Origin of the sequence: Pseudomonas sp. CCI4.2, assembly GCF_034350045.1 — a bacterium.
In the GTDB taxonomy this organism is placed as follows: Bacteria; Pseudomonadota; Gammaproteobacteria; order Pseudomonadales; family Pseudomonadaceae; genus Aquipseudomonas.
Genome location: NZ_CP133781.1, coordinates 4,674,199 through 4,700,351 on the forward strand (window position 1 = coordinate 4,674,199; position 26,153 = coordinate 4,700,351).

Genomic DNA, 26,153 nt, shown 5'->3' on the forward strand with positions numbered 1-26,153 from the left:
CCAGGTGACCTCAGGAATGTGCCGAACATGAGTTCTGAACGTTCCTGAATTCGCCTTATGAGGTCTGGTCCAGCGGACATTCCGCGGTGAGTCTTGCTCGCAAGACCCACGACGGGCAGTCCGCCGTGGTTTCCTTTTTAACGTTTTTTCTTATTCTGGATGTGGATGGCGTGGCCATTCACAGCCAATGCGGCTTCGTGTAGAGCTTCGGACAGGGTCGGGTGAGAGAAAACCATCATCCCGATATCTTCGGCACTGGTACCGAATTCCATACCGATTGCGCCTTGCTGTACCAGCTCGGCAGCGCCTGGACCAATAACGTGAACGCCCAAAACGCGGTCAGTCTTGGCGTCAGCGATAACTTTGACGAAACCACCGGTGTCGTTGGCAGCCATGGCACGGCCACTGGCAGCGAACGGGAAGACGCCGACATTAACTTCAACGCCTTCAGCCTTCAAGGTCTGTTCGGTTTTACCCACCCATGCAATTTCAGGGTGAGTGTAGATAACCGATGGAATCAGGTCGTAGTTCATCTGGGTTTTGTGACCCTTGATGCGCTCGACAACCATGATGCCCTCTTCCGAGGCTTTGTGCGCCAGCATCAGACCACGAACCACGTCACCAATGGCGTAAACGCCTGGAACGCTGGTTTCGCACTGATCGTTGACGAAGATGAAACCACGTTCGTCAAGGTTCACGCCACTGTCGGAAGCCAGCAATTCGGTGGTCACCGGACGACGGCCCACGGAAACGATCAAACGGTCAAACGTGATGGTTTGCTCGCCGGTCGAATCAGTGTAGGTCACAACGACTTCTTCGCCGTTGACCTTCGAGCCGGTCACGCGAGCACCGAGTTTGATGTCCAGACCTTGCTTGGTGAAGGTCTTCAACGCTTCTTTGGAGACAGCTTCATCAGCGGCTGGAATGAATTTTTCCAGTGCTTCCAGAACCGTAACCTGTGCGCCAAGACGTGCCCAGACCGAACCCAATTCCAGGCCAATCACACCAGCGCCAATCACGCCAAGACGTTTTGGAACTTGCTGGAATTCAAGAGCGCCCGTCGAATCGACGATCACGTTGTTATCAACCGGAGCCGGCGGAATGTCGATCGGACGTGAGCCAGAAGCCAGAATCACGTGGTCCGCTTCGATCACTTCAACCGTGCCATCAGGCTTGGTCAATTCAACTTTCTTGCCGGCCAGCAACTTGCCGTGACCTTGCAGGGAAGTCACGCCATTGGCTTTGAACAGGCTGGCTACGCCGCCGGTCAGGCCTTTGACGATGGTAGCTTTGCGGCCGATCATTGCAGCCACATCCATGGTGACTTCAGACGTCGAAATACCGTGGATTTTGAAGCCGTTTTTAGCTTCGTAGAACTTCCAGGAGCTGTCCAGCAGCGCCTTGGATGGAATGCAACCAACGTTCAGGCACGTGCCGCCGAGGGCCAGCTTGCCCTCTTTGTCCTGATACTTTTCGATGCAAGCCGTCTTAAGACCAAGTTGCGCAGCCTTGATAGCAGCAACATAGCCACCAGGGCCCGCGCCAATCACTACTACGTCAAATTTCTGGGACATAAAAAAGAGTTCCTCTTTAGCTGCAAGCTTTCAAGCTACACGCCGCAAGCTGGTCTGCGATAAATTACAGACGAGCTTGCGACCTGTTCATTTAGGTGTCCGCGCTACAAGCCACAACGCAGGCTGCTTTTACTTGCAGCTTGACGCTAGAAACTTATAGCGATTCCCGTTAGATATCCAGCAGCAGGCGAGCGGGATCTTCCAGCAAGTCTTTGATGGTCACCAGGAAGGTCACTGCTTCTTTGCCGTCGATCAAACGGTGATCGTACGAGAGTGCCAGGTACATCATTGGCAAGATCACGACTTCGCCTTTGACCGCCATTGGACGTTCCTGGATTTTGTGCATGCCCAGGATAGCCGCTTGTGGCGGGTTAACGATTGGCGTGGACAACAGCGAACCGAAGGTACCACCGTTGGAGATGGTGAAGGAACCGCCGGTCATGTCATCCATGGTCAGCTTGCCGTCTTTGGCTTTTTTGCCGAAAGCAGCAATGCCGCCTTCGATTTCAGCCAGGCTCATCAGCTCAGCGTTACGCAGAACCGGAACCACCAAACCGCGATCACTCGACACGGCAACGCCGACGTCTGAATAGCCGTGGTAGACGATGTCGGTGCCGTCGATGGAAGCATTGACCGCCGGGTAGCGTTTCAGCGCTTCGGTGGCCGCTTTCACGAAGAACGACATGAAGCCCAGGCGTACGCCGTTGTGGGACTTCTCAAACAGGTCCTTGTACTTCGAACGCAGCTCCATGATCGGCTTCATGTTGACTTCGTTGAACGTGGTCAGCATCGCCATGTTCGACTGAGCTTCAACCAGACGCTCGGCAACCTTGGCACGCAGGCGGGTCATCGGAACACGTTTTTCAACGCGATCACCGGCGGCAAAAACAGGCGCGGCCGCAGCCGCTTTAACCGGTGCAGGAGCAGCGGCAGGCGCGGATTTCTTCGCGTCTACAGCAGCAACAACGTCTTCCTTGGTAACGCGACCGTCTTTACCGGTGCCTTTAACGCTGGCCAGATTGATGCCATTTTCTTCAGCCAGCTTGCGCGCGGCAGGTGCAGCAATTGCATCTTCATCGCCAGCGGTAGGCGCTGCTGCAGGAGCAGAAGCGGCCTGAGCCGGTGCAGCAGCGGCAGCAACAGCGGCGCCAACCGCTTCAAGCGTGCCCAGCAATTCATCGGAGAGAACGGTGTCGCCTTCGTTTTTAACGATGGAGCCCATCACGCCGTCAGCGGTAGCCAGAACTTCAAGCACCACCTTGTCGGTTTCGATGTCGACGATCAGATCGTCACGCTTGACGGCATCCCCAGGCTTTTTGTGCCAGGTAGCAACGGTACCGTCGGCAACCGATTCCGGGAAAGTGGGGGCTTTGATTTCGATAGCCATTATCTGTGGTTCCTTAAATTCGGTTTCTGATGCACGAAGGCGTTAAACGGTGAATGCATCTTTCAGCAGTTTTGCCTGCTGTTCGGCATGCATCGAGGCATAACCACAAGCCGGAGCCGCAGACGCGTCACGACCAGCGTACTCAAGGACCAATGCCTTGTTGTGACCGCTGATGATGCGACGCATGTGATGCTGACTCCCGTACCAGGCGCCCTGGTTCATCGGTTCTTCCTGACACCAGACGATGTGCTTGAGGTTTTTGTACGGGCCCAGGACTTCGATCAAGTCGTCTTCCGGGAACGGGTACAGCTGCTCAAGACGCACGATGGCGATGTCATCACGACCTTCGGCACGGCGTTTTTCCAAGAGGTCGTAGTAAACCTTGCCGCTACACAGTACGACGCGACCGACTTTGGCCGGGTCTTGTGCATCCACTTCTGGAATCACGGTCTGGAACGAGCCTTCGGCCAGATCTTCCAGAGTCGAAACGGCCAGTTTGTGGCGCAGCAGTGACTTCGGTGTCAACACGATCAGCGGCTTGCGCAGCGGACGGATAACTTGACGACGCAACAGGTGATAGATCTGAGCCGGTGTGGTCGGTACGCAAACCTGAATGTTGTGCTCGGCACACAATTGCAGGTAACGCTCCAAACGCGCAGACGAGTGCTCTGGACCCTGACCTTCATAACCGTGAGGCAGCAACATGGTCAGACCGCACAGACGGCCCCACTTGTGCTCGCCGCTGGTGATGAACTGGTCGATAACCACTTGGGCACCGTTGGCGAAATCGCCAAACTGAGCTTCCCAGATAACCAGCGCGTTAGGCTCGGTGGTCGAGTAACCGTACTCAAACGCCAGTACCGCTTCTTCCGACAGCAGGGAGTCGTACAAGTCGAAACGCGGCTGACCTTTGTACAGATTCTGCAATGGAATGTAGGTAGCGCCATCTTTCTGGTTGTGCAGGGCTGCGTGGCGGTGCGAGAACGTGCCGCGACCGACGTCTTGGCCAGTAATGCGAACCGGGTGACCTTCGAATGCCAGGGTCGCGTACGCCATGGTTTCAGCGTAACCCCAGTTGATCGGCAGGCCACCGACTTGCATCTTCTGACGGTCTTCGTAGATCTTCGACACCTGACGCTGAACCACGAAGCCTTCTGGCAGCTCCATCATTTTTGCGGACAGTTCTTGCAAGGTCTTCAAGTCGAAACGGGTGTCGTGACGAGCAGTCCAGGCATGACCCAGATAAGGGCGCCAATCGACGAACAACTCTTTGTTCGGCTCTTTGACCAGGCTTTTCACTACGTGCAAACCGGCGTCCAGCGCATCGCGATAGTCGTCGATTTTTGCTTGTACACGGGCGTCATCGATCACACCGGCCTTGGTCAGGCGTTCAGCGTACAGCTCACGCGTGGTGCGCTGCTTGGCGATTTGCTGGTACATCAACGGCTGAGTACCGCTCGGCTCATCCGCTTCGTTGTGTCCACGGCGACGGTAGCAAACCAGATCGATCACGATGTCACGCTTGAACTGCATGCGGTAATCGATGGCCAACTGGGTTACAAACACGACGGCTTCAGGGTCATCACCATTTACATGGAGAATCGGCGCCTGAATCATCTTGGCAACGTCGGTCGCGTACTCGGTGGAGCGAGCGTCTTCCGGGTTGCTGATGGTGAAACCAACCTGGTTGTTGATGACGATGTGGATCGTGCCGCCTGTCTTGAAGCCGCGAGTCTGCGACATCTGGAAGGTTTCCAGGACCACGCCTTGACCTGCAAACGCAGCGTCACCGTGGATGGAAATAGGCAGAACCTTGTCACCAGTCGGATCGTTACGACGATCCTGACGCGCACGTACCGACCCTTCTACCACCGGAGAAACGATCTCCAGGTGAGACGGGTTGAACGCCATCGCAAGGTGAACTTCGCCGCCGGCGGTCATCACGTTGGACGAGAAGCCCTGGTGATATTTAACGTCACCGGAACCCAGCTCGACCTTCTTCTTGCCTTCGAACTCGTCGAACAGGTCGCGCGGGTTTTTGCCGAAGGTGTTGACCAAGACGTTCAACCGACCACGGTGGGCCATGCCGATCACGATTTCCTTGGTGCCGTAAGAACCCGAACGCTGGATCAGCTCATCGAGCATTGGAATCAGGCTTTCACCGCCTTCCAGACCGAAACGCTTGGTACCTGGGTACTTGGTGCCCAGGTATTTTTCCAGACCTTCAGCTGCCGTCACACGCTCGAGCAGGTGGCTTTGGATGTCAGCGGAAAACGCTGGACGTCCGCGCACGCTTTCGAGGCGTTGCATGAACCAGTTACGCTGCACGGAATCGACGATATGCGTAAATTCAGAACCGATGGTGCGGCAATATGTCTGCTGCAACGCATCAAGAATTTCGCGTAGGCTCGCCTCCTCTTTGCCGATGTACAAATCACCGGCGCGGAAAGTGGTGTCAAGATCAGCGTTGGTCAAACCGTAATGATTGATCGACAGGTCAGCCGGCGCTGGACGTTGCCACAAACCCAATGGATCGAGCTGGGCGCCTTGATGGCCCCGCATCCGATACGCCTGGATAAGCCGCAACACTTCAACCTGCTTCTTCTCGTGCTCGCTGCTCACGCTGCCGGCAGATACCGGTTGGGCGCGGCGCTGGTTTTTAGCCAGCAACACGAAATGATCGCGAATCGTCGAATGCGATACATCGGTGGCAGTGTTGCCGTCAGCGGGCAACTTCTGAAAGTAGGTGCGCCATTCTTCTGGCACAGCGTTAGGGTCGTGCAGGTAGAGCTCGTAGAGCTCTTCCACATAGGCAGCGTTACCACCGGAAAGGTGGGCACTGTTCCACATGCGCTGCATCACGCTTTCTTGCATGCTTGGTCACCCTCGGTAAGGGGACACCACCGGCGAAGACACCACAGCCAGCCTGAAAAAGCCCATGTATCGCGACTAAAACAAGCCACCGAGGTCCACGCAGATAGTCCGGGTACCAGCCCGGATGCCCCTGCTGGTCTCATTTCTTCAAAATAAGAGCCGTAGCTTCATGAGCTACTGCTCAGGTTAAAACTACGGCGCCGGTTGAAGCCTGCGCCGCAGCTAGTACGGGTAAATCAATTACAGGTGCAACGTTACAAATTAAACGCCGCTTTGGAGCAGCATGCTGCGAATGTGACCGATAGCCTTGGTTGGGTTCAGGCCCTTCGGACACACGTTCACGCAGTTCATGATCCCGCGGCAGCGGAATACGCTGAATGGATCATCCAGCGAAGCCAGACGTTCCTGGGTATGAGTGTCACGGCTGTCAGCCAGGAAACGATAAGCTTGCAGCAGTGCCGCTGGACCGAGGAACTTGTCTGGGTTCCACCAGAAAGACGGGCAGGAAGTCGAGCAGCAAGCGCACAGGATGCACTCGTACAGACCATCAATCTTTTCACGTTCTTCTGGAGTCTGCAGGCGCTCGATGGCCGGAGCCGGCGTATCGTTCAGCAGGTATGGCTTCACCTTCTCGTATTGCTTATAGAAGATGCTCATATCGACGACCAGGTCACGAATAACCGGCAAACCAGGCAATGGACGTACCACTAGCTTGTTGCCTTTGACCACGGCAGACAGTGGCGTGATGCACGCCAAGCCGTTTTTGCCGTTGATATTCATACCGTCGGAACCACAGACGCCTTCACGGCAAGAGCGACGATAAGAGAAACCTTCATCCTGCTCTTTGACCAGCGCCAGCACATCCAGAACCATCAGGTCTTTACCGTTGGTATTGACCTGAAATTCCTGCATGAACGGCGCCGCGTCTTGATCAGGGTTGTAGCGATAAACACTGACTTGCAACATATCGGCCACCCTTAATAAGTACGGATCATGGGTTCGAAAGTCGGAACAGTCTTCGGCGAGAAGTTCACGGCACGTTTGGTTACACGCTTGTCACCCGGGAAATACAGGGAGTGGCATAGCCAATTCACATCATCGCGATCTTCGAAGTCTTCACGGGCGTGAGCGCCGCGGGACTCTTTACGAACTTCTGCGGCGATTGCCGTGGCTTCCGCCACTTCCAGCAGGTTTTGCAATTCCAGAGCTTCGATTCGAGCGGTGTTGAAAGCCTGGCTCTTGTCGTTGATCTTGACGTTGGCGATGCGCGTACGCAGATCCGCCAATTGGGTAATACCTTTCTGCATGTATTCGCCGGTACGGAACACACCGAAGTAGTTCTGCATGCAGCTTTGCAGCTCTTTGCGCAGCGAAGCGACATCTTCACCGGTGGTACGTTCGTTCAAGCCAGCAAGGCGCTCGAGGGCGAAGTCGATGTCAGTTTCAGAAGCGCGACGGTAGTCAACGCCTTCACGCAGGCTTTGTTCCAGGTGGATACCGGCAGCACGACCAAAGACCACCAGATCGAGCAACGAGTTGCCGCCCAGACGGTTGGCGCCGTGAACCGATACGCAGGCCACTTCGCCAACCGCGAACAGACCCGGAATGATCTGATCCACGCCTTCGGCATTCTGGGTGATCGCCTGACCATGAATGTTGGTCGGAACGCCGCCCATCATATAGTGGCAAGTTGGAACCACTGGAATCGGAGCCACTGCAGGATCGACGTGAGCGAAGGTCTTGGACAGTTCCATGATCCCGGGCAGACGGCTGTGCAGTACTTCTTCGCCCAAGTGATCTAGCTTGAGCATCACGTGGTCGCCATCTGGACCACAACCGTTGCCGGCAATGATCTCTTTAACCATGGAGCGTGCTACCACGTCACGACCAGCAAGGTCTTTCGCGTTCGGAGCATAACGCTCCATGAAACGCTCACCGTGCTTGTTGATCAGGTAACCGCCTTCACCACGGCAGCCTTCAGTGACCAGTACACCTGCGCCGGCGATGCCGGTCGGGTGGAACTGCCACATTTCAATGTCTTGCACCGGCACGCCTGCACGCAGCGCCATGCCAATACCGTCACCGGTATTGATCAGGGCGTTGGTCGTCGAGGAATAGATACGGCCCGCACCGCCAGTGGCCAATACAGTCGCGTTTGCACGGATGTATGAGGTTTCACCGGTTTCGATGCAAATGGCGATGATGCCGACAAAAGCGCCATCCTGGTTCTTCACCAGATCAACACCATAGTATTCGTTAAGGAATACGGTACCGGCCTTCAGGTTGGCCTGGTACAAGGTGTGCAACAGCGCGTGACCGGTACGGTCGGCTGCTGCGCAAGTACGCGCAGCCTGCCCGCCCTTGCCGAAGTCTTTCGATTGACCGCCGAAGGGGCGCTGATAGATGCGGCCCTGTTCGGTACGGGAGAACGGAAGACCCATGTGTTCGAGTTCGAAAACGGCTTCTGGGCCTACGGAACACATGTATTCGATAGCGTCTTGGTCACCGATATAATCGGAGCCTTTGACGGTATCGTACATGTGCCAGCGCCAATCATCGTTTGGATCTGCGGAGGCGATGGCGCACGTGATGCCACCCTGAGCAGAGACGGTGTGGGAGCGAGTCGGGAAGACCTTGGTCACTACAGCGGTCTTGTGACCACCTTGAGCCAACTGCAACGCAGCGCGCATGCCGGCACCGCCACCACCAATAATGATGGCGTCGAAAGAAAGCGTATTTATGTTAGCCATGAATCAGATACCCCAAAGAATCTGCACACCCCAGACGAAGTAAGCGAACATGGCGATGCCGCATACTGCCTGGAAAAGGAAACGTATTGCAGTCGCGGACTTGCCCAGCGCCATCGGCGTCAGGTAGTCGGTCGCGATGGTCCACATGCCAACCCAGGCATGAGCGCCGAGTGCGACAAGGGCCAGCAGACTGAAGATACGCATCCAGCTGTTCGCGAACAGCTCATGCCATTGGGCGTAGCCCAGGCCTGGGTGTACGACGATGTATCCGATCAGGAATAAAAAATAAGCCGCGAGCACGACCGCAGATACGCGCTGCGCCATCCAGTCGTAAAGGCCCGAACGCGACAGGTTAGTGACGTTGGTTACCATATCCATACTCCTGCCAGAACGATCAACACCACGGATACGGCGAGAACGATTTTCGAGCCCAGCTTGCCGCCTTCCAGCGATTCACCGATGCCCATGTCCATGATCAAGTGGCGAATACCGGCCACCAAGTGATACAGCAAGGCGGACAGGAGGCCCCAAATCACTAGCTTGGCTAGCACACTAGTCAAACACGCCTTCACTTCGCCGAAGCCTTCCTCTGAACCGAGCGACTTGCCTAATGCATAAAGCATGATGGCAAGGCCGACAAACAGGATGATTCCGGAGATACGGTGAAGAATGGACGTGTAAGCAGTGACTGGGAGTTTGATGGTCCTTAGGTCGAGGTTTACAGGTCGTTGGCTATTCACGGCTTTTTTCACACTGAAGAGCCCCTAACAATCAGGGCAAAGTTGTTGGGAAGTGCACTGGTCAGGTACCCACACCCAGGGAGTGACGACCCCCGTGGAACAGGGCCAAAAGCCCCTGGCGGTCGGACGCCGAGTATAGACAGTTAGGTCGCTAATGACAACGCGCACACAGTCCCTCTAATAGGCAATTGCGCCTGTCAACTAAAAGGCGTAATGGCAGGAAAATTCGAGGAAAAGTCGCCCTAAGAGCCTTCTACTGCAAGACTTTAGGCAAATTGACTTTAGGATTTATCTCACTATAGTGGTCCGGGCCCTGCGTGGGGGGTTTGTCTGATGATTTGAAGCATAAATAGGAGGCCACATGGCTGACAAAAAAGCGCAGTTGATCATCGAGGGCGCAGCCCCCGTCGAGCTGCCGATTCTGACCGGCACCGTTGGTCCCGATGTAATCGACGTTCGCGGTCTTACCGCCACCGGCCGCTTCACATTCGACCCTGGTTTCATGTCGACCGCCTCTTGCGAGTCGAAGATCACGTATATCGACGGTGACAACGGCATCTTGCTGCACCGCGGCTATCCGATCGAGCAACTGGCCGAGCAATCGGACTATCTGGAAACCTGTTACTTGCTGCTCAACGGCGAACTGCCAACCGCCGAGCAGAAAGCTGACTTCGTTGTCATGGTAAAGAACCACACGATGGTGCACGAACAGTTGAAGACCTTCTTCAACGGCTTCCGTCGCGACGCTCACCCAATGGCTGTGATGTGCGGCGTGGTGGGCGCGCTGTCTGCGTTCTATCACGATTCCCTAGACATCAATAACCCGCAGCATCGCGAAATTTCCGCGATCCGTCTGGTTGCCAAGATGCCAACCCTGGCAGCGATGGTCTACAAGTACTCCATGGGTCAACCCATGATGTACCCGCGTAACGACCTGAACTACGCCGAAAACTTCTTGCACATGATGTTCAACACGCCGTGCGAGATCAAACCGATCAGCCCTGTGTTGGCCAAGGCCATGGATAAGATCTTTATCCTGCACGCCGATCACGAACAGAATGCATCGACATCGACCGTGCGCATGGCTGGCTCTTCGGGTGCTAACCCGTTTGCCTGCATCGCCGCTGGTATCGCTGCACTCTGGGGTCCCGCACACGGCGGCGCGAACGAAGCCGTATTGGCCATGCTGGATGAAATTGGCGATGTGTCGAACATCGACACCTTCATTGCCAAGGCCAAGGACAAGAACGATCCGTTCAAGCTCATGGGCTTCGGTCACCGCGTTTATAAAAACCGCGACCCACGTGCCACTGTGATGAAGCAGACGTGCGACGAAGTATTGAGAGAGTTGGGGATCAAAAATGATCCACAGCTGGAACTGGCTATGCGTCTCGAAGAGATCGCACTGACTGACCCGTACTTCATCGAACGCTCGCTGTACCCGAACGTCGATTTCTATTCGGGCATAATCCTCAAGGCGATCGGCATTCCGACTAGCATGTTCACCGTGATCTTCGCCTTGGCGCGGACCGTCGGCTGGATTTCGCACTGGAAAGAAATGCTGTCCAGCCCGTACAAGATTGGCCGTCCGCGCCAGTTGTACACCGGCTACGTGGCTCGCGACATTGTGCCGCTTAAAGACCGCAAGTAAACGTCGGCCTTAACCCCCGAAGCAAAAAAGGGCTGCCAGTGGCAGCCCTTTTTCATGCCCTCAGAACCGGCGATTATTTCTCCGCCCGCTCCTTCAATGCCTTTAACGTATTGAACGGTGCATCGACGACAAACTTGTTCGCGACCCATGAAGGCACGCTACCACCAGGTTCCGTGTGAACCTGATAGGTCACTTCTGTCTGATCCGAGCCCTTGGGCACGAACTTCCAGAACCCTTCTACCTGAGCAACCCGCACAAAGCCCTTTTCTTCCGGGATGTAGGTGGGAACGCCTTCAAGCTTGCGGGTCAGGACGCCATCAGCCCCCTCCTCCGTGGTGACCATCAACACCGAATCACGTGGAGTCACTGGCCAAGGCGTATTGAATTGGGTGTAAGTCCAGACCTTGCCGCCGTCTATCTTCAGCACTTTCTGCGTCTTGCACTCATGTATCCAGGCACAGGCACCTACCACGTCCTCCTGCAATTTGCGCAGCTGCGCCAAGCTTGCCTTGATCGTGGTAACACCGCGATAAGCCTTGTACTGCGAACCTGCTACCTCGCTCAGAGAAACCGTTATCCCGCCCTCATTCTTGGCAACCTGCCAATTATCAGCGTGAGCGGTAGCAGCCATCAACACAGTCAAACCACCTACAACAGCCATCCGATGCAACGAACCCATTGTTATATTCCTTTTTGGCAAAGTTCTGGTAAATCGGTTTGCGGTATATCCGTTTGCTCACTCATCACATAAAACCAATTGCTTATACGCTCGCGGTGGCGTGCTCCCACCAGCCAATCAAGCGAATCGCTTCAGACTGGCTAGTGCCGCAGACTTCCTCATCTGCCGAAAAAGCGCTACACACCGCCGGCCGCTCCGGCCTACCGAACAAGGCGCACATCGATTCGACAGAAAGGTGCAGGCAGCGTTCTCCAGCGGCTTTGCCATTTGGCATGCCAGGGATAGGCGAACTGATGGAGGGAGCGACGCAGCAAGCGCCGCACTGCGGACGACAGTCCATGACCGGTATTCTCGCGCAAGGAAGCAATGGGCTAACCGAGGAAGATAGTACAGGCTAAAACGACCGTTTGAAATCAGGACATTTTTGGACGCCTACACACGCTATTGCTTGAATTCAAAATCCAGGGCGGCGCCCTCGACTTCCCGATGACTTTCATCGCGAAGCTGCAACTGCATTTGATTGCTCAATAAACGACCGTTCAGTTGGAACGGGCTGTCTTTGCTGGACTTTTTCTCACTGAACATAGGCGGCAGGACCGCTTTATGAATCATGGGCGCGACTTTGCCGGCAGGCTGCAGTTGGTCAACCATGTCGCTGGGTAAGGTCAAATCGAGACTCGGCTTGTCCAGGCGTGTTTGCTGGACCACCTCACTGGCGGGCTTGGTTTTGCTGGCGATCGGAGCATGGGACTTGCCCGTCACTGCGTTGGCCGTCGTTTTGACGATTACCGGTTTCTTAACTGACGAGGATTGAGCATGAGCGATTATGACGGGCACCACCGCTACATTGGGTGCCAAGACGTGCTCAGGCTCTCGCTCCAGTTGCTTGAACGGCGCAGCAGCAGGTGCTTCAGCGACCAATGGCGCTGAAGGTTTCACCACAGCCTGCGACGAATCACTGTGGGGCTGCGCCGCTGGTTTTATTTCAACTGGAACGGACTCGACCGATACCTTGGGCGTTGGCGCGGGAGGCGCTGACGACTTGTCAGCGTCACACGCGCTTAACAGCGTAATCAGCAGCAGACCAATAAACCTAGAAAAGTTATTCATGATTTGACACGAAAGTTACACATAGGCAGAGGGCCATATGCTCGCCTGTTGGCCGGTCCGTGACAAGCAGTCCGACTCATCAAGCCATAGAAAACCATTGGCGCGGTTTCTGTTTCGACGCTGAATCCCTAATACGCTAACGCCGCTTCCTGACACAATTGCTTGGCCAGCATTCCTAATGTCATCACTGCACGCTCAGCTTCGCGGTTCCATGGGACACCACAGTTAAGCCGAATGCAGTGATTGAACTGCTCTGTATTGCTGAAAATCAACCCCGGGGCGATGCTAATCCCCTGCTCAAGCGCTCGAACATGCAACTCTTGGGTATTTACCCGTCCTGGCAAACTCACCCACAGAATAAAACCACCCGTCGGACGGCTCATTTGTGTGCCTTCCGGGAAATACTGCTGCACTGCCAGTTGGAAGGCGCTGAGGTTCTTGCGATATTCAAGCCGAATAAAGCGCAAATGGCGGTCATAGCCACCATTTTCCAGATAAGCGGCAACTCCCATTTGCGTAACGCTGCATGCCGAATGAGTGCTAAACGTCTGCAAGCGCTGAATTTCCGCCTGATACTTGCCAGCGATTACCCAACCAATACGCACGCCGGGTGACAACGTTTTGGAAAAACTGGAGCAATAAATCACATGCCCCAATCGATCAAACGCCTTTAACGACTTAGTGCGCCCTAGCTCAAACATCAATTCGCCGTATATGTCATCTTCAACTATCTGAATATCGAAGTCGGACGCCAGGCGCAGCAGGTGTTTCTGCCGCTCTTCGGGAACGGTTCCGCCCAACGGATTACTCAGCCGCGAGGTCATCACCAATGCCTTGATCGACCATTGATTGGCCGCCAACTGCAATGCTTCAAGACTGATGCCAATGGCCGGATCACTGGGAATCTCGATAACCTTGAGCCCCAACAGGTCCGCCAACTGCAATAGGCCATAGTAGGTGGGCGATTCGGTCGCGATCAAATCGCCTGGACGGGTCAATACGCGCAGGGACATCTGCAATGCGTCAACGCAACCATGGGTGATCACAACTTCGGACGGGTCCACCACCACGCCAGCGTCACGCATGCGAATGGCAACTTGCCGGCGCAACGGCTCAAAGCCGGGGCTGAACATGTAACTAAAGGCACGCGGGCTTTGAAAACGCGTCACTTTGGCAATTTGTTGATGAAGGGCACGCACTGGCAAATAGTCGACATGAGGCGTGGCGGCCCCCAGCGGAAATACACCCTCTCGCCGTGATTCGACCAATACTTGCTGAATTATGCTGCTGCGCGTAACCAGGCCGGGACGCTCGACACGGGCGATATCAGGGGTCGGCGCGGTCAGCGCCGGAGTTTGGTGCACGTAATATCCAGATTGCGGCCGCGCACGGATCAAACCCTGATCTTCAAGGTTCGCGTAGGCCTGTAGCACGGTGGCATGACTGACGTTGAGCTGCGAACTCATTTTGCGAACCGAGGGTACACGCTCGCCAGGCTGATAAACGCCGCGACGAATATCCTCAGCCAACTGCTGGGCAATGCGCTGATAAAGCAGAAGATTAGTCACGAGACGGGCCTCGATTTCACTGACAACGTATTTTTATAGGGAATTTAAGTCGGTCGCCGACCGTAACAGTTAAGAAGTGTACTGGAACAGTTCGTTTAAACAATAGTGGCTTTTAACAGTGTAAAAATCTAATGGCGGGTGTAAGTGCCAATATCGAGGATTTCTCGCGCACAGTAGAACCCGGTACTGCGCAGGCACCGGGCTTTATTCACAAATAAAGTTAGCGTTTAGAGCCTAGAAAGCCTTTATCGTCGGAAAAAACGATCTCGACGCGACGATTTTTCGCCCTGCCCCGCTCCGATGCGTTCTCATCGATAGGAAACTGATCGCCGTAGCCTTCGACCTGGATACGCGCGTCATCAATGCCCAAATCGGTGATCACATCCGCCACCGCCTGAGCGCGCTCTTTGGATAACTGAAGGTTTTCCTGCGCGTCGCCCGTACTGTCGGTATAGCCCTCAATGCGAACAATGCGTTTCGGATTGAGCTGAAGAAACTGCACCAGCTTCAGCAGCGTGCGGTTGGCCGAAGATTTGAGTTCTGCGTTGCCCGTATCAAACAACACGTCGCCCAAGGTCATGACCAGACCGCGATTCGTTTGCGTCGTCACCAGAGCGACCATTTGCTCTTCCAGCCATTTCCCTCGCTGCTGAAGACTGGACAACTTCGCTTCACGTAGCTCTAACTGCAAACGCTGGCGCTCCAGTTCGGACTTGGCGAGCTGCTCCTGATTGAGCATAAGTTTTGTGTGCTCGCGAGCAATTGCGCTGTAGCGACTGCTGAGATAAGCGTAGTGATTGACGTCTGCGCCGCTGCCCCAATACGTGGACAGTCGTTCAGCCCGGGCCAACGACTCACCGGCCCGAATAACATCCTTGGGCGCCCCTCGCAGAACATCAGAGTCTTCTTTGACTTTCTGGAAATCGGCGCTGGCTTGCTGCAACGCATGATCGCTGCCTTGATGGCCGGCACACCCATAAAGGCTCGCCGCGGTCAACATCATCAACACACTGACAAGCCGAGGAACTTGATTCAATGGGCGGCTCATTCCGTCACCCCAACTTGCTTGTGCAAGCGATTTAGCCGGATATTCAGTTGCGACAGTTGCTCTTCGCTTTTTTCGGTCAGTACCCGAGCTTCGGCCAACCTGGCATCCAACTCTGATTGTTCAGCCTGCATGCGAGCGGCTTTAAAGGCGTTTTTACCCATGTCGACATGAGCCTGTATACGTTTCGACTGAGCAAGATCCATCTCCGGCATGTCATCGGTGGCGCCCACTGCTTTAGCTTGTTCGACCGCCTGGTCCGTGAGTTTCAATTGCGCAATGGGGGCTGGATCGTTGGCGCAGCCAACCAGAGCGGCAAAGGCCGCCGCGACGAATAAAGGTCGAATAGTCACGAAAATATCCCTACTGATTGGAGGCACTGGCCGGTTGCAATTGCGCTTTCCACAGCTCTAGATTGCGCGTCACCGCATCGCTTGATAGGCCTGAGGCGGACAATTCTGTCATCTTTTTCGTCAACTGTCCGCGCAGCCAGGGTTCGTTGCAGGCCGAGTTGAATGACACGCCGAGGTACAAACCGGTTTTATCGACAGGCAATTGCTGGGCGATCAGGTCGGCGGATAATCCCAGCGTTTGGGTCCTGGCCAGCCCTGAGTAACGACCAGCAAGGACATATTCAAACTGCCCACCCATCAGTTTTTGAAAGGCTTCGGTCAGATTGACCGTGCGCGCTACGCTGAGGTGCTCGGCGACTGCCGTTTCGAAATCAGGGCTCAAACGGATCTTTTCAGACATGCCACCGGGATGCCCGTGCAAATCGGCCAGCGCATTGAACGGTTGCAAATGACCACGTCGAGTCCAGACCATGATTTCGTTCTGGATGATCGCGGGATGGATGTAATCCAACGATTCCAACTCTGTGGTTTTCAGCGGCGCATCGATCAGCAAATCCATCCGGCCGCTGCGCACCTCATCCAGCGCCTCGCTGCGTTTGCCGGCATACAAAATGTCGACTTTCACGCCCATTTCTTGCGCGGCTTGCTTAAACAAATCCGCATTGGCGCCCATCAGGTGTATTGGGTCCCGAGGATCGCGCCATAAATAGGGAGGCGCATCGGGGCTTCCGGTTGCGATCACGCGTTCGCATTTACCGACGGCAAAGGCGCACATGGGCAGCATGAACATACCGAAGAGAAACGCTGACGGTAGCAGCCGAGGCTTGCTCATGGATGAATCCTTAATCGAAGCCAATAAAAAAACCCGCTCATTAGAGGCTGCGCAAAATGTGCGGCGCGTCGACATCCGACTCACCGCTTTTCACTCAACCCCGAAACGAACGGGTTCTCTTTATAAGTGAAGAGCCTGGATTAAACCAGCTTCTCAAACTCAGGTACGGCGTCGAACAAATCAGCAACCAGGCCGTAATCAGCCACTTGGAAAATCGGCGCTTCTTCGTCTTTGTTGATCGCAACAATTACTTTGGAGTCTTTCATACCGGCCAAATGCTGGATCGCGCCGGAAATACCGACGGCGATATACAGCTGTGGCGCAACGATTTTGCCGGTCTGACCGACCTGCATGTCGTTGGGTACAAAACCTGCGTCGACGGCGGCGCGTGAAGCACCCACCGCTGCGCCCAGCTTGTCAGCCAGAGCGTACAGGTGTTTGAAGTTGTCGCCGTTCTGCATGCCACGACCGCCGGAAACGACGATTTTAGCGGCTGTCAGCTCTGGACGGTCCGACTTGGCCAACTCTTCGCTGACGAAGGAAGATTTGCCCGCATCGTGAGCAGCAGCAATCGCTTCAACCGAAGCCGAACCACCTTCAGCGGCGACCGGATCAAAACCCGTTGCTCGCACAGTGATTACTTTGATCGCTGCCGAAGACTGTACGGTGGCAATGGCGTTACCGGCATAGATCGGACGCTTGAAGGTGTCAGCGCTTTCGACAGCGACGATTTCCGAAATCTGATCAACATCCAACTGCGCAGCAACACGCGGCAGGATGTTTTTACCGTTGGACGTCGCGGCGGCCAGAACGTGGCTGTAGCCCGAAGCCAGTTCGACAATCAGCGGTGCAACGTTTTCCGGCAACTGATGCGCGTAGGCAGCGTTGTCTGCGACCAGAACTTTCGAAACGCCCGCAATTTTCGCGGCGGCTTCAACCACTGCACCGACATTGGCACCGGCTACCAGCAGGTGAATGTCACCGCCGATTTTTACAGCGGCAGCCACGGTGTTCAACGTTGCAGGCGCAACGACGCCATTTTCGTGTTCTGCAATAACCAAGATAGTCATTTAGATTACCTTCGCTTCGTTTTTCAGTTTCTCAACCAGTTCAGCCACGGACTTGACCTTGATGCCTGCGCTGCGAGTGGCCGGCGCTTCAACTTTCAGGGTTTTGGTCGTGGAGGCGGTAGATACGCCCAAAGCGTCAGGAGTCAGCACTTCAAGCGGCTTCTTCTTGGCTTTCATGATGTTTGGCAAGGACGCGTAACGTGGCTCGTTCAGACGCAAGTCTGTGGTCACGATCGCTGGAAGGCTCAGGGAAACAGTTTGCAAGCCGGCATCCACTTCGCGAGTGACGCTGACTTTGTCCCCAGACACTTCGATTTTAGAAGCGAAGGTACCTTGGGCGTATCCGCTCAAGGCAGCCAGCATCTGACCGGTCTGGTTGTTGTCGCTGTCGATGGCCTGTTTACCCAGGATCACCAGCTGCGGTTGTTCTTTGTCGACTACTGCCTTGAGCAGCTTGGCCACGGCCAGCGAATTCAACTCTTCGGCGCACTCAACCAGAATGGCGCGATCAGCCCCCAGAGCCAGTGCAGTACGCAGTTGCTCCTGAGCCGTGGTCGGACCGACAGAAACGACGACGATCTCGGTGACGACGCCTTTTTCTTTCAGGCGTACGGCTTCTTCCACAGCGATTTCGCAGAAGGGATTCATCGACATTTTGACGTTAGCGAGGTCGACGCCGGAGTTGTCCGCTTTGACGCGAACCTTGACGTTGTAGTCGACCACTCGTTTGACAGCTACAAGAACCTTCATGGATTCCTCGTTACTCTCCGGTGAAAAGGAAGTCGCCTGGACAGACCTGGCGATCGGTGCAGCCTACGGCGAGCGCAAAACCGCCCGTATCTTGACCGGAACACGTTTTCTGGTCAATACGACAAAACGGCCACTTATAAGCCGTGCGACTTTGATTTATCAGGGTTACAGCGCATTCAAACAAACGTTTGTATTGGACCTGCGCGATGGTGTAGCTATAATGCGCCCCTTTGACTGCGCGCGGCGGTAAGAATGTTTGATGCGCGGCTTCATTTATTACCTATAAAACTTAGTCTTAATAAAACTTAGTACCTATAAAAATACTGTTGAGCCCTGAGTAGGAGATAGCCTGTGGAACGCGAATACATGGAATTCGACGTCGTCATCGTCGGCGCCGGCCCCGCGGGCCTTTCCGCCGCTTGCCGCCTGAAACAAAAGGCTGCCGAAGCCGGAAAGGAAATCAGCGTCTGCGTGGTTGAAAAAGGCTCCGAAGTGGGCGCTCACATTTTGTCCGGCGCGGTGTTCGAGCCTCGCGCGCTCACCGAATTGTTCCCAAATTGGAAAGAACTGGGCGCGCCGCTGAACACGCCGGTCAAACGCGACGACATTTTCGTGCTTAGAACCGCTGACACCGCGACCAAAGTACCTAACTTCCTTGTGCCTAAAACCATGCACAACGAAGGCAACTACATTATCTCGCTGGGTAACCTTTGCCGCTGGCTGGCTCAGCAGGCCGAAAACCTCGGCGTGGAAATCTACCCTGGCTTTGCTGCCCAGGAAGCACTGATCGACGACAAAGGTGCCGTCACCGGGATTCTTACCGGCGACTTGGGCGTTGACCGTGAAGGCCATCCGAAAGACAGCTTTACCCCCGGCATGGAACTGCGCGGCAAATACACGCTGTTCGCCGAAGGCTGCCGTGGGCACATCGGCAAGCAACTGCTCAAGCGCTTCAACCTGGACGTCGAAGCCGACACCCAGCATTACGGCATCGGCCTGAAAGAGATCTGGGAAGTCGATCCAGCCAAGCACGAACAAGGCCTGGTGGTTCATACCGCCGGCTGGCCGCTGGACGTGATGAGCAGCGAGAACACTGGTGGTTCTTTCCTTTATCACCTGGAAAACAATCAGGTGGTTGTCGGATTGATCGTTGATCTGTCGTACAGCAACGCCTTCTTGTCGCCGTTCGACGAATTTCAGCGCCTCAAGCACCACCCGGTCATCAGCCAATACCTGGAAGGCGGCAAGCGCATCAGTTACGGCGCGCGGGCTATCTGCAAAGGCGGTCTGAATTCCCTGCCGAAGATGGTTTTCCCCGGCGGCGCGCTGATCGGTTGCGAACTGGGCACCCTGAACTTCGCCAAAATCAAAGGCAGCCACACCGCCATGAAGTCCGGCATGCTCGCAGCGGACGCCGTGGCTGACGCGCTGTTCGCTGGCAATGAAGGCGGCGATGAACTGACCACCTACGTTGACGCGTTCAAAGCCAGTTGGCTGTATGAGGAATTATTCGCCAGCCGCAACTTCGGCCCGGCGCTGCACAAGTTCGGCCCGATCATGGGTGGCGCATTCAACTTCGTCGATCAGAACCTGTTTGGCGGCAAAATTCCGTTCACTCTGCACGATACCAAGCCGGATTACGCCTGCATGAAGCTGGCCGCCGACTCGACGAAGATCAGCTATCCAAAGCCGGACGGCAAACTCAGTTTCGACAAACTCAGCTCGGTCTTCCTCTCCAGCACTAACCATGAAGAAGAGCAGCCGTGCCACCTGAAGCTGACCGACCCAAGCATTCCGATCAGCATCAACCTGCCGCTGTATGACGAACCGGCACAGCGTTACTGCCCGGCCGGCGTGTACGAAGTGATCACCAAGGAAGACGGTGAGAAGCGCTTCCAGATCAACGCGCAAAACTGCGTCCACTGTAAAACCTGCGACATCAAAGACCCGTCGCAGAACATCACCTGGGTGGCGCCAGAAGGCAGCGGCGGCCCGACTTACCCGAATATGTAAGCCCAACGGTAGGAGCCAACTGGTTGGCGAGGCGTCCTGATGTGCTGTACATCAAATTGCTTCGCCAACACGTTGGCGCCTACAGACGGTGTGTGTTTTTAGACCTTAAAACCGCACGCCAACCCCCTCCTCCCCAGGGTTTCGCTCAAAGTAGCGCTTATATTCGCGGCTGAATTGCGAGGTGCTTTGATAGCCGACCCGCATCGCCACTTGCGCCACTCCAAGGCCTTCGGCGACCAAAATCTGTTGCGCCTTTAGCAGCCGCAAACGTTTCAAATACTGAACCGGCGACAGCAACGTGCTGCGTTTGAAATGCTCATGAAAGGTCGAGGCGCTCATGTTTGCGCAGCGAGCCAAGGTGTCAACGCTGAGCGGCTCAGCAAAGTGCGTGTGCAGGTGAGTCAACGAAGCCGCCACCCGGGCAAATTGCCCGTGTTGCTCGACCAAGGCGCGCAACACGCCCGCTTGCGGTCCACGCAACGCGGCATACAACACTTCCCGCAGCCGCGCGCGGCCCATGATCCGGCATTCCAATGGGTCATGCAGACAGCGCAATAACCGTTCAACGCTCTCGCGCATTTCCGTATCCAGCGCCACCGACGTCATGGACTCCGGGGTTTGTACTTGAGCGTTAGAACCCGGCATCAACCCCATGGCCAATACCAACTCGCCCAGCACTATCCGATCGATGTCGATGGAGACGCCCAGCAAAGGCGCCTCCGGCGAGGCGTAGGTTTCATACTCGAAGGGCACCGGCAACGCCTGAATCAAGTAATGGCCAGCACCATATTCCAGGGTTCGATCCCCCAAATACGCGATTTTGCTGCCTTGGGCGATGATGACCAGACTAGGCTCGTAGATCTGCGGGCAGCGTGCGACATTTCGGTCTGCAGACCAGATGTTTACCTCAGGCAATAACGTCGACACCAGGCCGGTACGCAGGGCGAGCGGCTGTAGCAGGGAAACCAGCGTGGCGTTAGCTTCGAGGTGACGCGTCAAGAACATGGCCGATGCTTCATAAAGAGTGGATGGTTGCATCATCGCAGATCTAACCCAGGATTCGACCCAAAACAGGTTATGTCGGAGGAATAGGCATAACAGGCGGAGGAATTGCCATAGCCGATAAAACGATGCACGGGGAGAATGGTCTGTGTCATTCCAGTTAACGTTTTTGCGAGGTTCAACATGTTCAAAGCCATTGGTTACGCCGCTCAATCAGCGACCGCACCCCTAGCCCCCATGACGTTCGAACGCCGCACTCCACGCGCCGATGACGTGGCCCTTGAGGTCCTGTTCTGCGGCGTGTGCCACTCCGACATTCACCAGGCACGCAACGAATGGGGCTTCGCCAGCTACCCATTGATGCCCGGCCATGAAATTGTCGGCAAAGTCACCTCAGTCGGCGCAGACGTCAGCAAATACAAAGTCGGCGACATCGTCGGCGTTGGTTGCCTGGTCGACTCTTGCCGCACCTGCGAAGCCTGTGAAGCCAATCTTGAGCAATATTGCCTCGACGGCCCGACTCAGACTTACGCTTCCCGCGACCGCGTTGATGGCACCCTGACCATGGGCGGCTATTCAAACGCCATGGTAGTCAGCGAGCGTTTCGTAGTGCGTATTCCAGAGAAACTGGACTTGGCCAGCGCTGCACCAATCCTGTGTGCCGGTATCACCACCTACTCGCCGCTGAAGCATTTCGGTGTCAAGCCGGGCGACAAGGTTGGCGTACTCGGCATGGGCGGTCTGGGCCACATGGGCATCAAGTTCGCCAAGGCCATGGGCGCTGAAGTCACCCTGTTCACCCGTTCCGAAGCCAAGGCTGAAGAAGGCCGTCGTCAAGGCGCGGACCACGTGATCGTTTCCACCAATGAGAACCAGATGAAGGACGCCGCTGGGCGTTTCAACTTTTTGCTGGACACCATTCCGGTGCAACACGACCTCAACCCGTACCTGCAAACCCTGCGTTTCGACGGCGTGCATATCCTGGTGGGCTTGATCGAACCGATTGATCCGCCTGTGCACGGCTTCAACTTGGTGGCCAAACGTCGCGTCATCGCAGGTTCAATGATCGGCGGCTTGGCGGAAACTCAGGAAGTGCTGGATTTCTGCGCGGAACACGGCATCACTTGCGACATCGAAATGCTCGACATCAAGAACATCAACGAAGCCTTTGAGCGCGTCGTCAAAGGCGACGTGAAGTACCGCTTCGTGATCGACATGAAAACGTTGAAAGCCTGATCAGGGCCTTGCCCCTAACTCGGCCGAGAGTCGCGCTGCGGCGTCTTTGATCAGCGGAATCAACTCGGCCATTTTCTCCAAGGGCATATAGGGCAAGGTACTGGCGATGCTGATGCCGGCGACAATCACGTTGCTGGCGTCACGCACCGGCGCTGCCACACAGCGAATCGACGGTTCGTTGTCTTCCAGATCAAACGCATAGCCCCCCGCCACATACTCCTGCATCCGCTGCTGAAACTGCTCCCACGACTGCTCTCGGTGCTGCGGCCACAACGTCGCTTTGCCATCGACCGGCAGGCTGATGTGGTACAAGCGACGCCATTCCTCCGGCACACAATCAATCATCAGCGCTTTACCAATCCCGGTGCGCGCCAACGGCATGCGATGGCCTACCCGCGAACGCATTTCCGGTCCATTGCGGCCGGGATTTTTGTGCAGGTACAGCACGTCATCGCCTTCACGAATCGCCAGATGCACGGTGTCACCGGTCAGCGAGGACAGTTCGTCCAGGTACGGACGCGCCAATATCGCCAGCGGCACTTCTTCGCGGGCCTGAAAACCCAACTCGATCAGCTTGGGGCCCAACAAATAACCCACGTGGGGCATTACGCGCAGATAACGCTCGTCCACCAGGCAACTGACCAGCCTGTGGGTGGTGCTGCGCGTGGTACCGATGATGCGCGCGATCTCCTTGAGGTCGCGGGCACCGCTAGCGACTGCCTGGACCACGCCAAGACCGCGCAACAGTGTTTGGGTCCCGGTGGGTGCCGCGTCCTTGTCTTTGACCGCGCCGTTGTTCGCCGTGGCGATTGAGTCGTGTGGCATATCAGCGCCTTATCCATTCAAAAAGCGGGCGGCATTATCGCCGCCCACGTGCAGGGCTTACAACTCGATGCGCTCGACCTTGCCCACCAGCAAGATGTAGGACAGCGCGCCGACCAAAGCCAGCACCGCGACGTAGGTGATGGCCGGTGCGAAGGAATCGCCGGTTGCCAAGAAGCCGATCACAATCGGCGTGGTAATGGCCGACAAATTACCGATGAAGTTGAAGGTGCCGCCGGTTAAACCGAGCAACCGCGCCGGGGCCAAGGTGGACACCAGTGACCAGGTGATGGACGCCAAGCCATTACCGAAAAACGCCAAGGCGAGAAAGGCAATCACCAACGGTGTCGATTCAACGTAGTTAGCGCCGATGATCGAAGTGGAAATCAGCAACCCACCGATGATCGGCAGCTTGCGGGCGAAACCCACACTGTTGCCCCGGCGAATCAGCCAATCGGAAAAGAACCCCGAGCACAGCACCCCCACGAACGCGGCGAGAAACGGCAGCGATGCCAACAGCCCGGACTTGATAAAGTCCATGCCACGGTATTTCACCAGGTAGGTGGGAAACCACGTCAGGAAAAACCACAGCGTGGAGTTCAAGCAAAACTGGCCCAGGTAAATACCCCATAGCTTGCGTTTGCTCAGTACGATCCTCAGGTCCAACCAACTGAAACGGCGTTTCTCTTTCTCGGTAGTGGCCTGGATATCCACCAACCCTCCACCGTCGCGGATCAGCTCGATTTCCGCCTCATTGATGCCCCTGAAGTCACGCGGCTCGCGATACACCGCAAACCAAATCAGCGCCCAAATCACACCAACTACACCCGTACTGACGAAGACCATTTGCCAGCCGAATTGCGCTTGCAGCCACGCCAATACCGGGGTTAGAAAGGCCAGGCCGACGAATTGGCCAGAGGTGTAAAAGCCAATGGCAGTTGCCCGTTCACGCTCTGGAAACCAGGTGGTGACGACGCGACTGTTGATGGGGTACGCAGGGGCTTCCATCGCCCCGACTGCCAAGCGCAGGAAGAACAGCGCAATAAAGCTGGCGGCGAATCCCAGCAGGACAGTGGCCAGTGACCACAACAGCAGCGCGGCCGTGTACAGAATCCGCGGTGGTACGCGGTCAACCAGCCAACCCCCGGGGAGTTGCATGGCGGCGTAAGTCCAACCGAAAGCGGAGAAAATCAGGCCGACGTGAATCGGATCGATGCCCAACTCAGTGGTCAAGGCCGGAGCGGCAATCGACAGGTTGCTGCGGTCGAGATAATTGATCACCACGGTGATGAACAGCAGCACCATGATGAAGAAACGCTTACGGCTGGGCGTTACAAGCGACGCCTTACCCGCGAAGGCTTGAGGTTGCATGGCGAGTGCCTCTTTTTATGGTTATTTGAGGGCGCTGTAGAACCTGCGGGAGTAGGCTTGCCTGCGAATGGCAGAATGCGGTGTGTCAGACAAACCGCATTCGCAGGCAAGCCTGCTCCCACAGTATTTAGTCAGTTTTACGGTCTACCACTCAGCAAAACTGCCATCGGCGTGGCGCCAGATCGGGTTGCGCCAGCGGTGGCCGATGGCCGCGCGTTCAATGACGTATTCCTCGTTGATTTCAATGCCCAACCCCGGGCCGTTAGGGATCTTCACCATGCCTTTGTCGTAATCGAACACTTCGGGATTTTTGATGTAGTCCAGCAGGTCGTTGCTTTCGTTGTAGTGGATGCCCAGGCTTTGCTCCTGAATGAACGCGTTGTAACAGACCGCGTCCAGCTGCAAACACGCCGCCAGAGCAATCGGCCCCAACGGGCAGTGCAACGCCAGCGCAACGTCGTAGGCTTCGGCCATGTTGGCAATTTTGCGGGTTTCGGTGATACCGCCCGCGTGGGACGCATCCGGTTGAATGATGTCGACATAACCCTCACTCAAGATCCGCTTGAAATCCCAACGCGAGAACAACCGCTCACCCAGGGCAATCGGGGTGCTGGTCAGCGGCGCCAATTCCTTGAGCGCTTCATAGTTCTCGCTGAGCACCGGTTCTTCGATGAACATCAGCTTGAACTGATCCAGCTCTTTCATCAGAACCTTGGCCATGGGCTTGTGGACCCGGCCGTGGAAGTCAACGCCAATGCCGACGTTAGGCCCGACGGCTTCGCGCACAGCGGCGACATTGGCGAGCGCCAGCTCAACTTTTTCAAAGGAATCTAGAAATTGCAGCTCTTCGGTGCCGTTCATCTTCACCGCAGTAAAACCGCGCTCCACCGCATCTTTGGCCGCCTTCGCGGTTTCTGCAGGTCGATCGCCGCCGATCCATGAATACACGCGAATCTTGTCGCGCACCTGGCCGCCCAGCAAGTCGCTGACCGAAACGCCCAGCGCCTTGCCCTTGATGTCCCACAGCGCTTGATCGATACCCGCCAGCGCGCTCATGTGAATCGCGCCACCCCGGTAGAAGCCGCCGCGATAGAGCACCGTCCAGATGTCTTCAATGTTGCGTGGGTCTTTGCCGATCAAGTAATCAGACAATTCTTCTACCGCTGCGGCCACCGTGTGTGCACGACCTTCGACCACCGGCTCGCCCCAACCGGTGACGCCTTCGTCGGTTTCTATCTTGAGAAACAGCCAGCGCGGCGGGACGATGTACGTCGTAAGTTTGATGATTTTCATGGGTGCGCTCTCTTATTGGAGGCGACGCTCGGG

The 26,153-nt window shown here is 55.8% G+C and carries 24 protein-coding genes; 4 read left to right on the forward strand and 20 right to left on the reverse strand.

All coding sequences use genetic code 11. The annotated features are described in order from the left end of the window. Positions 1-137: 137 nt before the first annotated feature. The 7 genes from lpdA to sdhC all read right to left on the reverse strand — a co-directional run bounded on the left by lpdA (position 138) and on the right by sdhC (position 9,337). Positions 138-1,574: a dihydrolipoyl dehydrogenase gene (lpdA, locus tag RHM65_RS21085; RefSeq protein ID WP_322169247.1), complete on the reverse strand. Its 1,437-nt coding sequence runs from the start codon at positions 1,572-1,574 to the stop codon at positions 138-140. A gap of 169 nt (positions 1,575-1,743) precedes the next feature. Further along, positions 1,744-2,961: a 2-oxoglutarate dehydrogenase complex dihydrolipoyllysine-residue succinyltransferase gene (odhB, locus tag RHM65_RS21090; RefSeq protein WP_322169245.1), complete on the reverse strand. Its 1,218-nt coding sequence runs from the start codon at positions 2,959-2,961 to the stop codon at positions 1,744-1,746. A 42-nt stretch (positions 2,962-3,003) separates the two neighbouring features. Then, positions 3,004-5,835 carry a 2-oxoglutarate dehydrogenase E1 component gene (locus RHM65_RS21095; protein WP_322169242.1) on the reverse strand — a complete coding sequence of 944 codons (2,832 nt, stop codon included), beginning with the start codon at positions 5,833-5,835 and terminating at the stop codon, positions 3,004-3,006. Positions 5,836-6,096: 261 nt separating this feature from the next. Continuing rightward, a complete protein-coding gene (locus RHM65_RS21100; protein ID WP_322169239.1) occupies positions 6,097-6,801 on the reverse strand; it encodes a succinate dehydrogenase iron-sulfur subunit in 705 nt (234 codons plus the stop codon). Between the two features lie 11 nt (positions 6,802-6,812). Beyond that, positions 6,813-8,585, reverse strand: coding sequence for a succinate dehydrogenase flavoprotein subunit (sdhA, locus tag RHM65_RS21105; protein ID WP_322169236.1), 1,773 nt, complete (start codon positions 8,583-8,585; stop codon positions 6,813-6,815). Between the two features lie 3 nt (positions 8,586-8,588). Beyond that, on the reverse strand, positions 8,589-8,957 hold the full coding sequence (gene sdhD / locus RHM65_RS21110) for a succinate dehydrogenase, hydrophobic membrane anchor protein (RefSeq protein WP_322169233.1): 369 nt from the start codon (positions 8,955-8,957) through the stop codon (positions 8,589-8,591). Then, the gene (gene sdhC, locus RHM65_RS21115; RefSeq protein WP_322183965.1) at positions 8,951-9,337 is read right to left on the reverse strand and encodes a succinate dehydrogenase, cytochrome b556 subunit; all 387 of its coding nucleotides are present in this window, start codon (positions 9,335-9,337) and stop codon (positions 8,951-8,953) included. Before sdhC ends, sdhD begins: the two co-directional genes overlap by 7 nt. A 349-nt stretch (positions 9,338-9,686) precedes the next feature. On the opposite strand from sdhC, the gene gltA reads away from it, so the two are divergent. Continuing rightward, positions 9,687-10,976, forward strand: a complete 1,290-nt coding sequence (gltA, locus tag RHM65_RS21120; RefSeq protein ID WP_322169229.1) for a citrate synthase — start codon at positions 9,687-9,689, stop codon at positions 10,974-10,976. Positions 10,977-11,049: 73 nt separating this feature from the next. On the opposite strand, the gene RHM65_RS21125 is transcribed toward gltA, so the two are convergent. The 9 genes from RHM65_RS21125 to RHM65_RS21165 all read right to left on the reverse strand — a co-directional run bounded on the left by RHM65_RS21125 (position 11,050) and on the right by RHM65_RS21165 (position 18,383). Continuing rightward, complete coding sequence (locus RHM65_RS21125) at positions 11,050-11,655, reverse strand: START domain-containing protein (protein ID WP_322169226.1); 606 nt, start codon at positions 11,653-11,655, stop codon at positions 11,050-11,052. Between the two features lie 82 nt (positions 11,656-11,737). Continuing rightward, the gene (locus RHM65_RS21130) at positions 11,738-11,995 is read right to left on the reverse strand and encodes a YkgJ family cysteine cluster protein (protein WP_322169223.1); all 258 of its coding nucleotides are present in this window, start codon (positions 11,993-11,995) and stop codon (positions 11,738-11,740) included. Positions 11,996-12,096: 101 nt separating this feature from the next. After that, positions 12,097-12,765 carry a hypothetical protein gene (locus RHM65_RS21135; protein ID WP_322169220.1) on the reverse strand — a complete coding sequence of 223 codons (669 nt, stop codon included), beginning with the start codon at positions 12,763-12,765 and terminating at the stop codon, positions 12,097-12,099. Positions 12,766-12,893: 128 nt separating this feature from the next. Further along, the gene (locus RHM65_RS21140) at positions 12,894-14,333 is read right to left on the reverse strand and encodes a PLP-dependent aminotransferase family protein (RefSeq protein WP_322169217.1); all 1,440 of its coding nucleotides are present in this window, start codon (positions 14,331-14,333) and stop codon (positions 12,894-12,896) included. A gap of 220 nt (positions 14,334-14,553) precedes the next feature. Then, positions 14,554-15,381, reverse strand: coding sequence for an OmpA family protein (locus tag RHM65_RS21145; RefSeq protein WP_416194768.1), 828 nt, complete (start codon positions 15,379-15,381; stop codon positions 14,554-14,556). Continuing rightward, the gene (locus RHM65_RS21150) at positions 15,378-15,731 is read right to left on the reverse strand and encodes a DUF4398 domain-containing protein (protein WP_322169215.1); all 354 of its coding nucleotides are present in this window, start codon (positions 15,729-15,731) and stop codon (positions 15,378-15,380) included. Before RHM65_RS21150 ends, RHM65_RS21145 begins: the two co-directional genes overlap by 4 nt. A 10-nt stretch (positions 15,732-15,741) precedes the next feature. Next, positions 15,742-16,563, reverse strand: coding sequence for a substrate-binding periplasmic protein (locus RHM65_RS21155; protein ID WP_322169212.1), 822 nt, complete (start codon positions 16,561-16,563; stop codon positions 15,742-15,744). A gap of 140 nt (positions 16,564-16,703) precedes the next feature. Next, positions 16,704-17,633 (reverse strand): electron transfer flavoprotein subunit alpha/FixB family protein, encoded by a 930-nt coding sequence (locus tag RHM65_RS21160; RefSeq protein WP_322169209.1) that lies wholly within the window; start codon positions 17,631-17,633, stop codon positions 16,704-16,706. After that, positions 17,634-18,383 carry an electron transfer flavoprotein subunit beta/FixA family protein gene (locus tag RHM65_RS21165; protein ID WP_322169207.1) on the reverse strand — a complete coding sequence of 250 codons (750 nt, stop codon included), beginning with the start codon at positions 18,381-18,383 and terminating at the stop codon, positions 17,634-17,636. Here RHM65_RS21165 and RHM65_RS21170 point away from each other — a divergent pair. Together RHM65_RS21170 and RHM65_RS21175 are read left to right on the forward strand one after the other, a co-directional pair. Continuing rightward, positions 18,382-18,633 carry a hypothetical protein gene (locus RHM65_RS21170; protein WP_322169204.1) on the forward strand — a complete coding sequence of 84 codons (252 nt, stop codon included), beginning with the start codon at positions 18,382-18,384 and terminating at the stop codon, positions 18,631-18,633. The two genes, RHM65_RS21165 and RHM65_RS21170, sit on opposite strands and share 2 nt — an antisense overlap. A 101-nt stretch (positions 18,634-18,734) precedes the next feature. After that, positions 18,735-20,396, forward strand: a complete 1,662-nt coding sequence (locus tag RHM65_RS21175) for an electron transfer flavoprotein-ubiquinone oxidoreductase (protein ID WP_322169202.1) — start codon at positions 18,735-18,737, stop codon at positions 20,394-20,396. A gap of 105 nt (positions 20,397-20,501) precedes the next feature. On the opposite strand, the gene RHM65_RS21180 is transcribed toward RHM65_RS21175, so the two are convergent. Continuing rightward, the gene (locus tag RHM65_RS21180; protein WP_322169199.1) at positions 20,502-21,401 is read right to left on the reverse strand and encodes an AraC family transcriptional regulator; all 900 of its coding nucleotides are present in this window, start codon (positions 21,399-21,401) and stop codon (positions 20,502-20,504) included. Positions 21,402-21,581: 180 nt separating this feature from the next. Between RHM65_RS21180 and RHM65_RS21185 the strand changes: the two genes are divergently transcribed. Then, entirely contained in the window at positions 21,582-22,634 is a 1,053-nt protein-coding gene (locus RHM65_RS21185) for an NAD(P)-dependent alcohol dehydrogenase (RefSeq protein ID WP_322169196.1), read from the forward strand. Here RHM65_RS21185 and RHM65_RS21190 read toward each other — a convergent pair whose 3' ends face one another. The 3 genes from RHM65_RS21190 to dgoD form a co-directional block, all read right to left on the reverse strand. Next, the gene (locus RHM65_RS21190) at positions 22,635-23,459 is read right to left on the reverse strand and encodes an IclR family transcriptional regulator (RefSeq protein WP_322169192.1); all 825 of its coding nucleotides are present in this window, start codon (positions 23,457-23,459) and stop codon (positions 22,635-22,637) included. It lies immediately after the preceding gene. A 57-nt stretch (positions 23,460-23,516) separates the two neighbouring features. After that, a complete protein-coding gene (locus RHM65_RS21195) occupies positions 23,517-24,827 on the reverse strand; it encodes an MFS transporter (protein WP_322169189.1) in 1,311 nt (436 codons plus the stop codon). Between the two features lie 144 nt (positions 24,828-24,971). Beyond that, positions 24,972-26,120 carry a galactonate dehydratase gene (dgoD, locus tag RHM65_RS21200; RefSeq protein WP_322169186.1) on the reverse strand — a complete coding sequence of 383 codons (1,149 nt, stop codon included), beginning with the start codon at positions 26,118-26,120 and terminating at the stop codon, positions 24,972-24,974. Between the last annotated feature and the right edge of the window lie 33 nt (positions 26,121-26,153).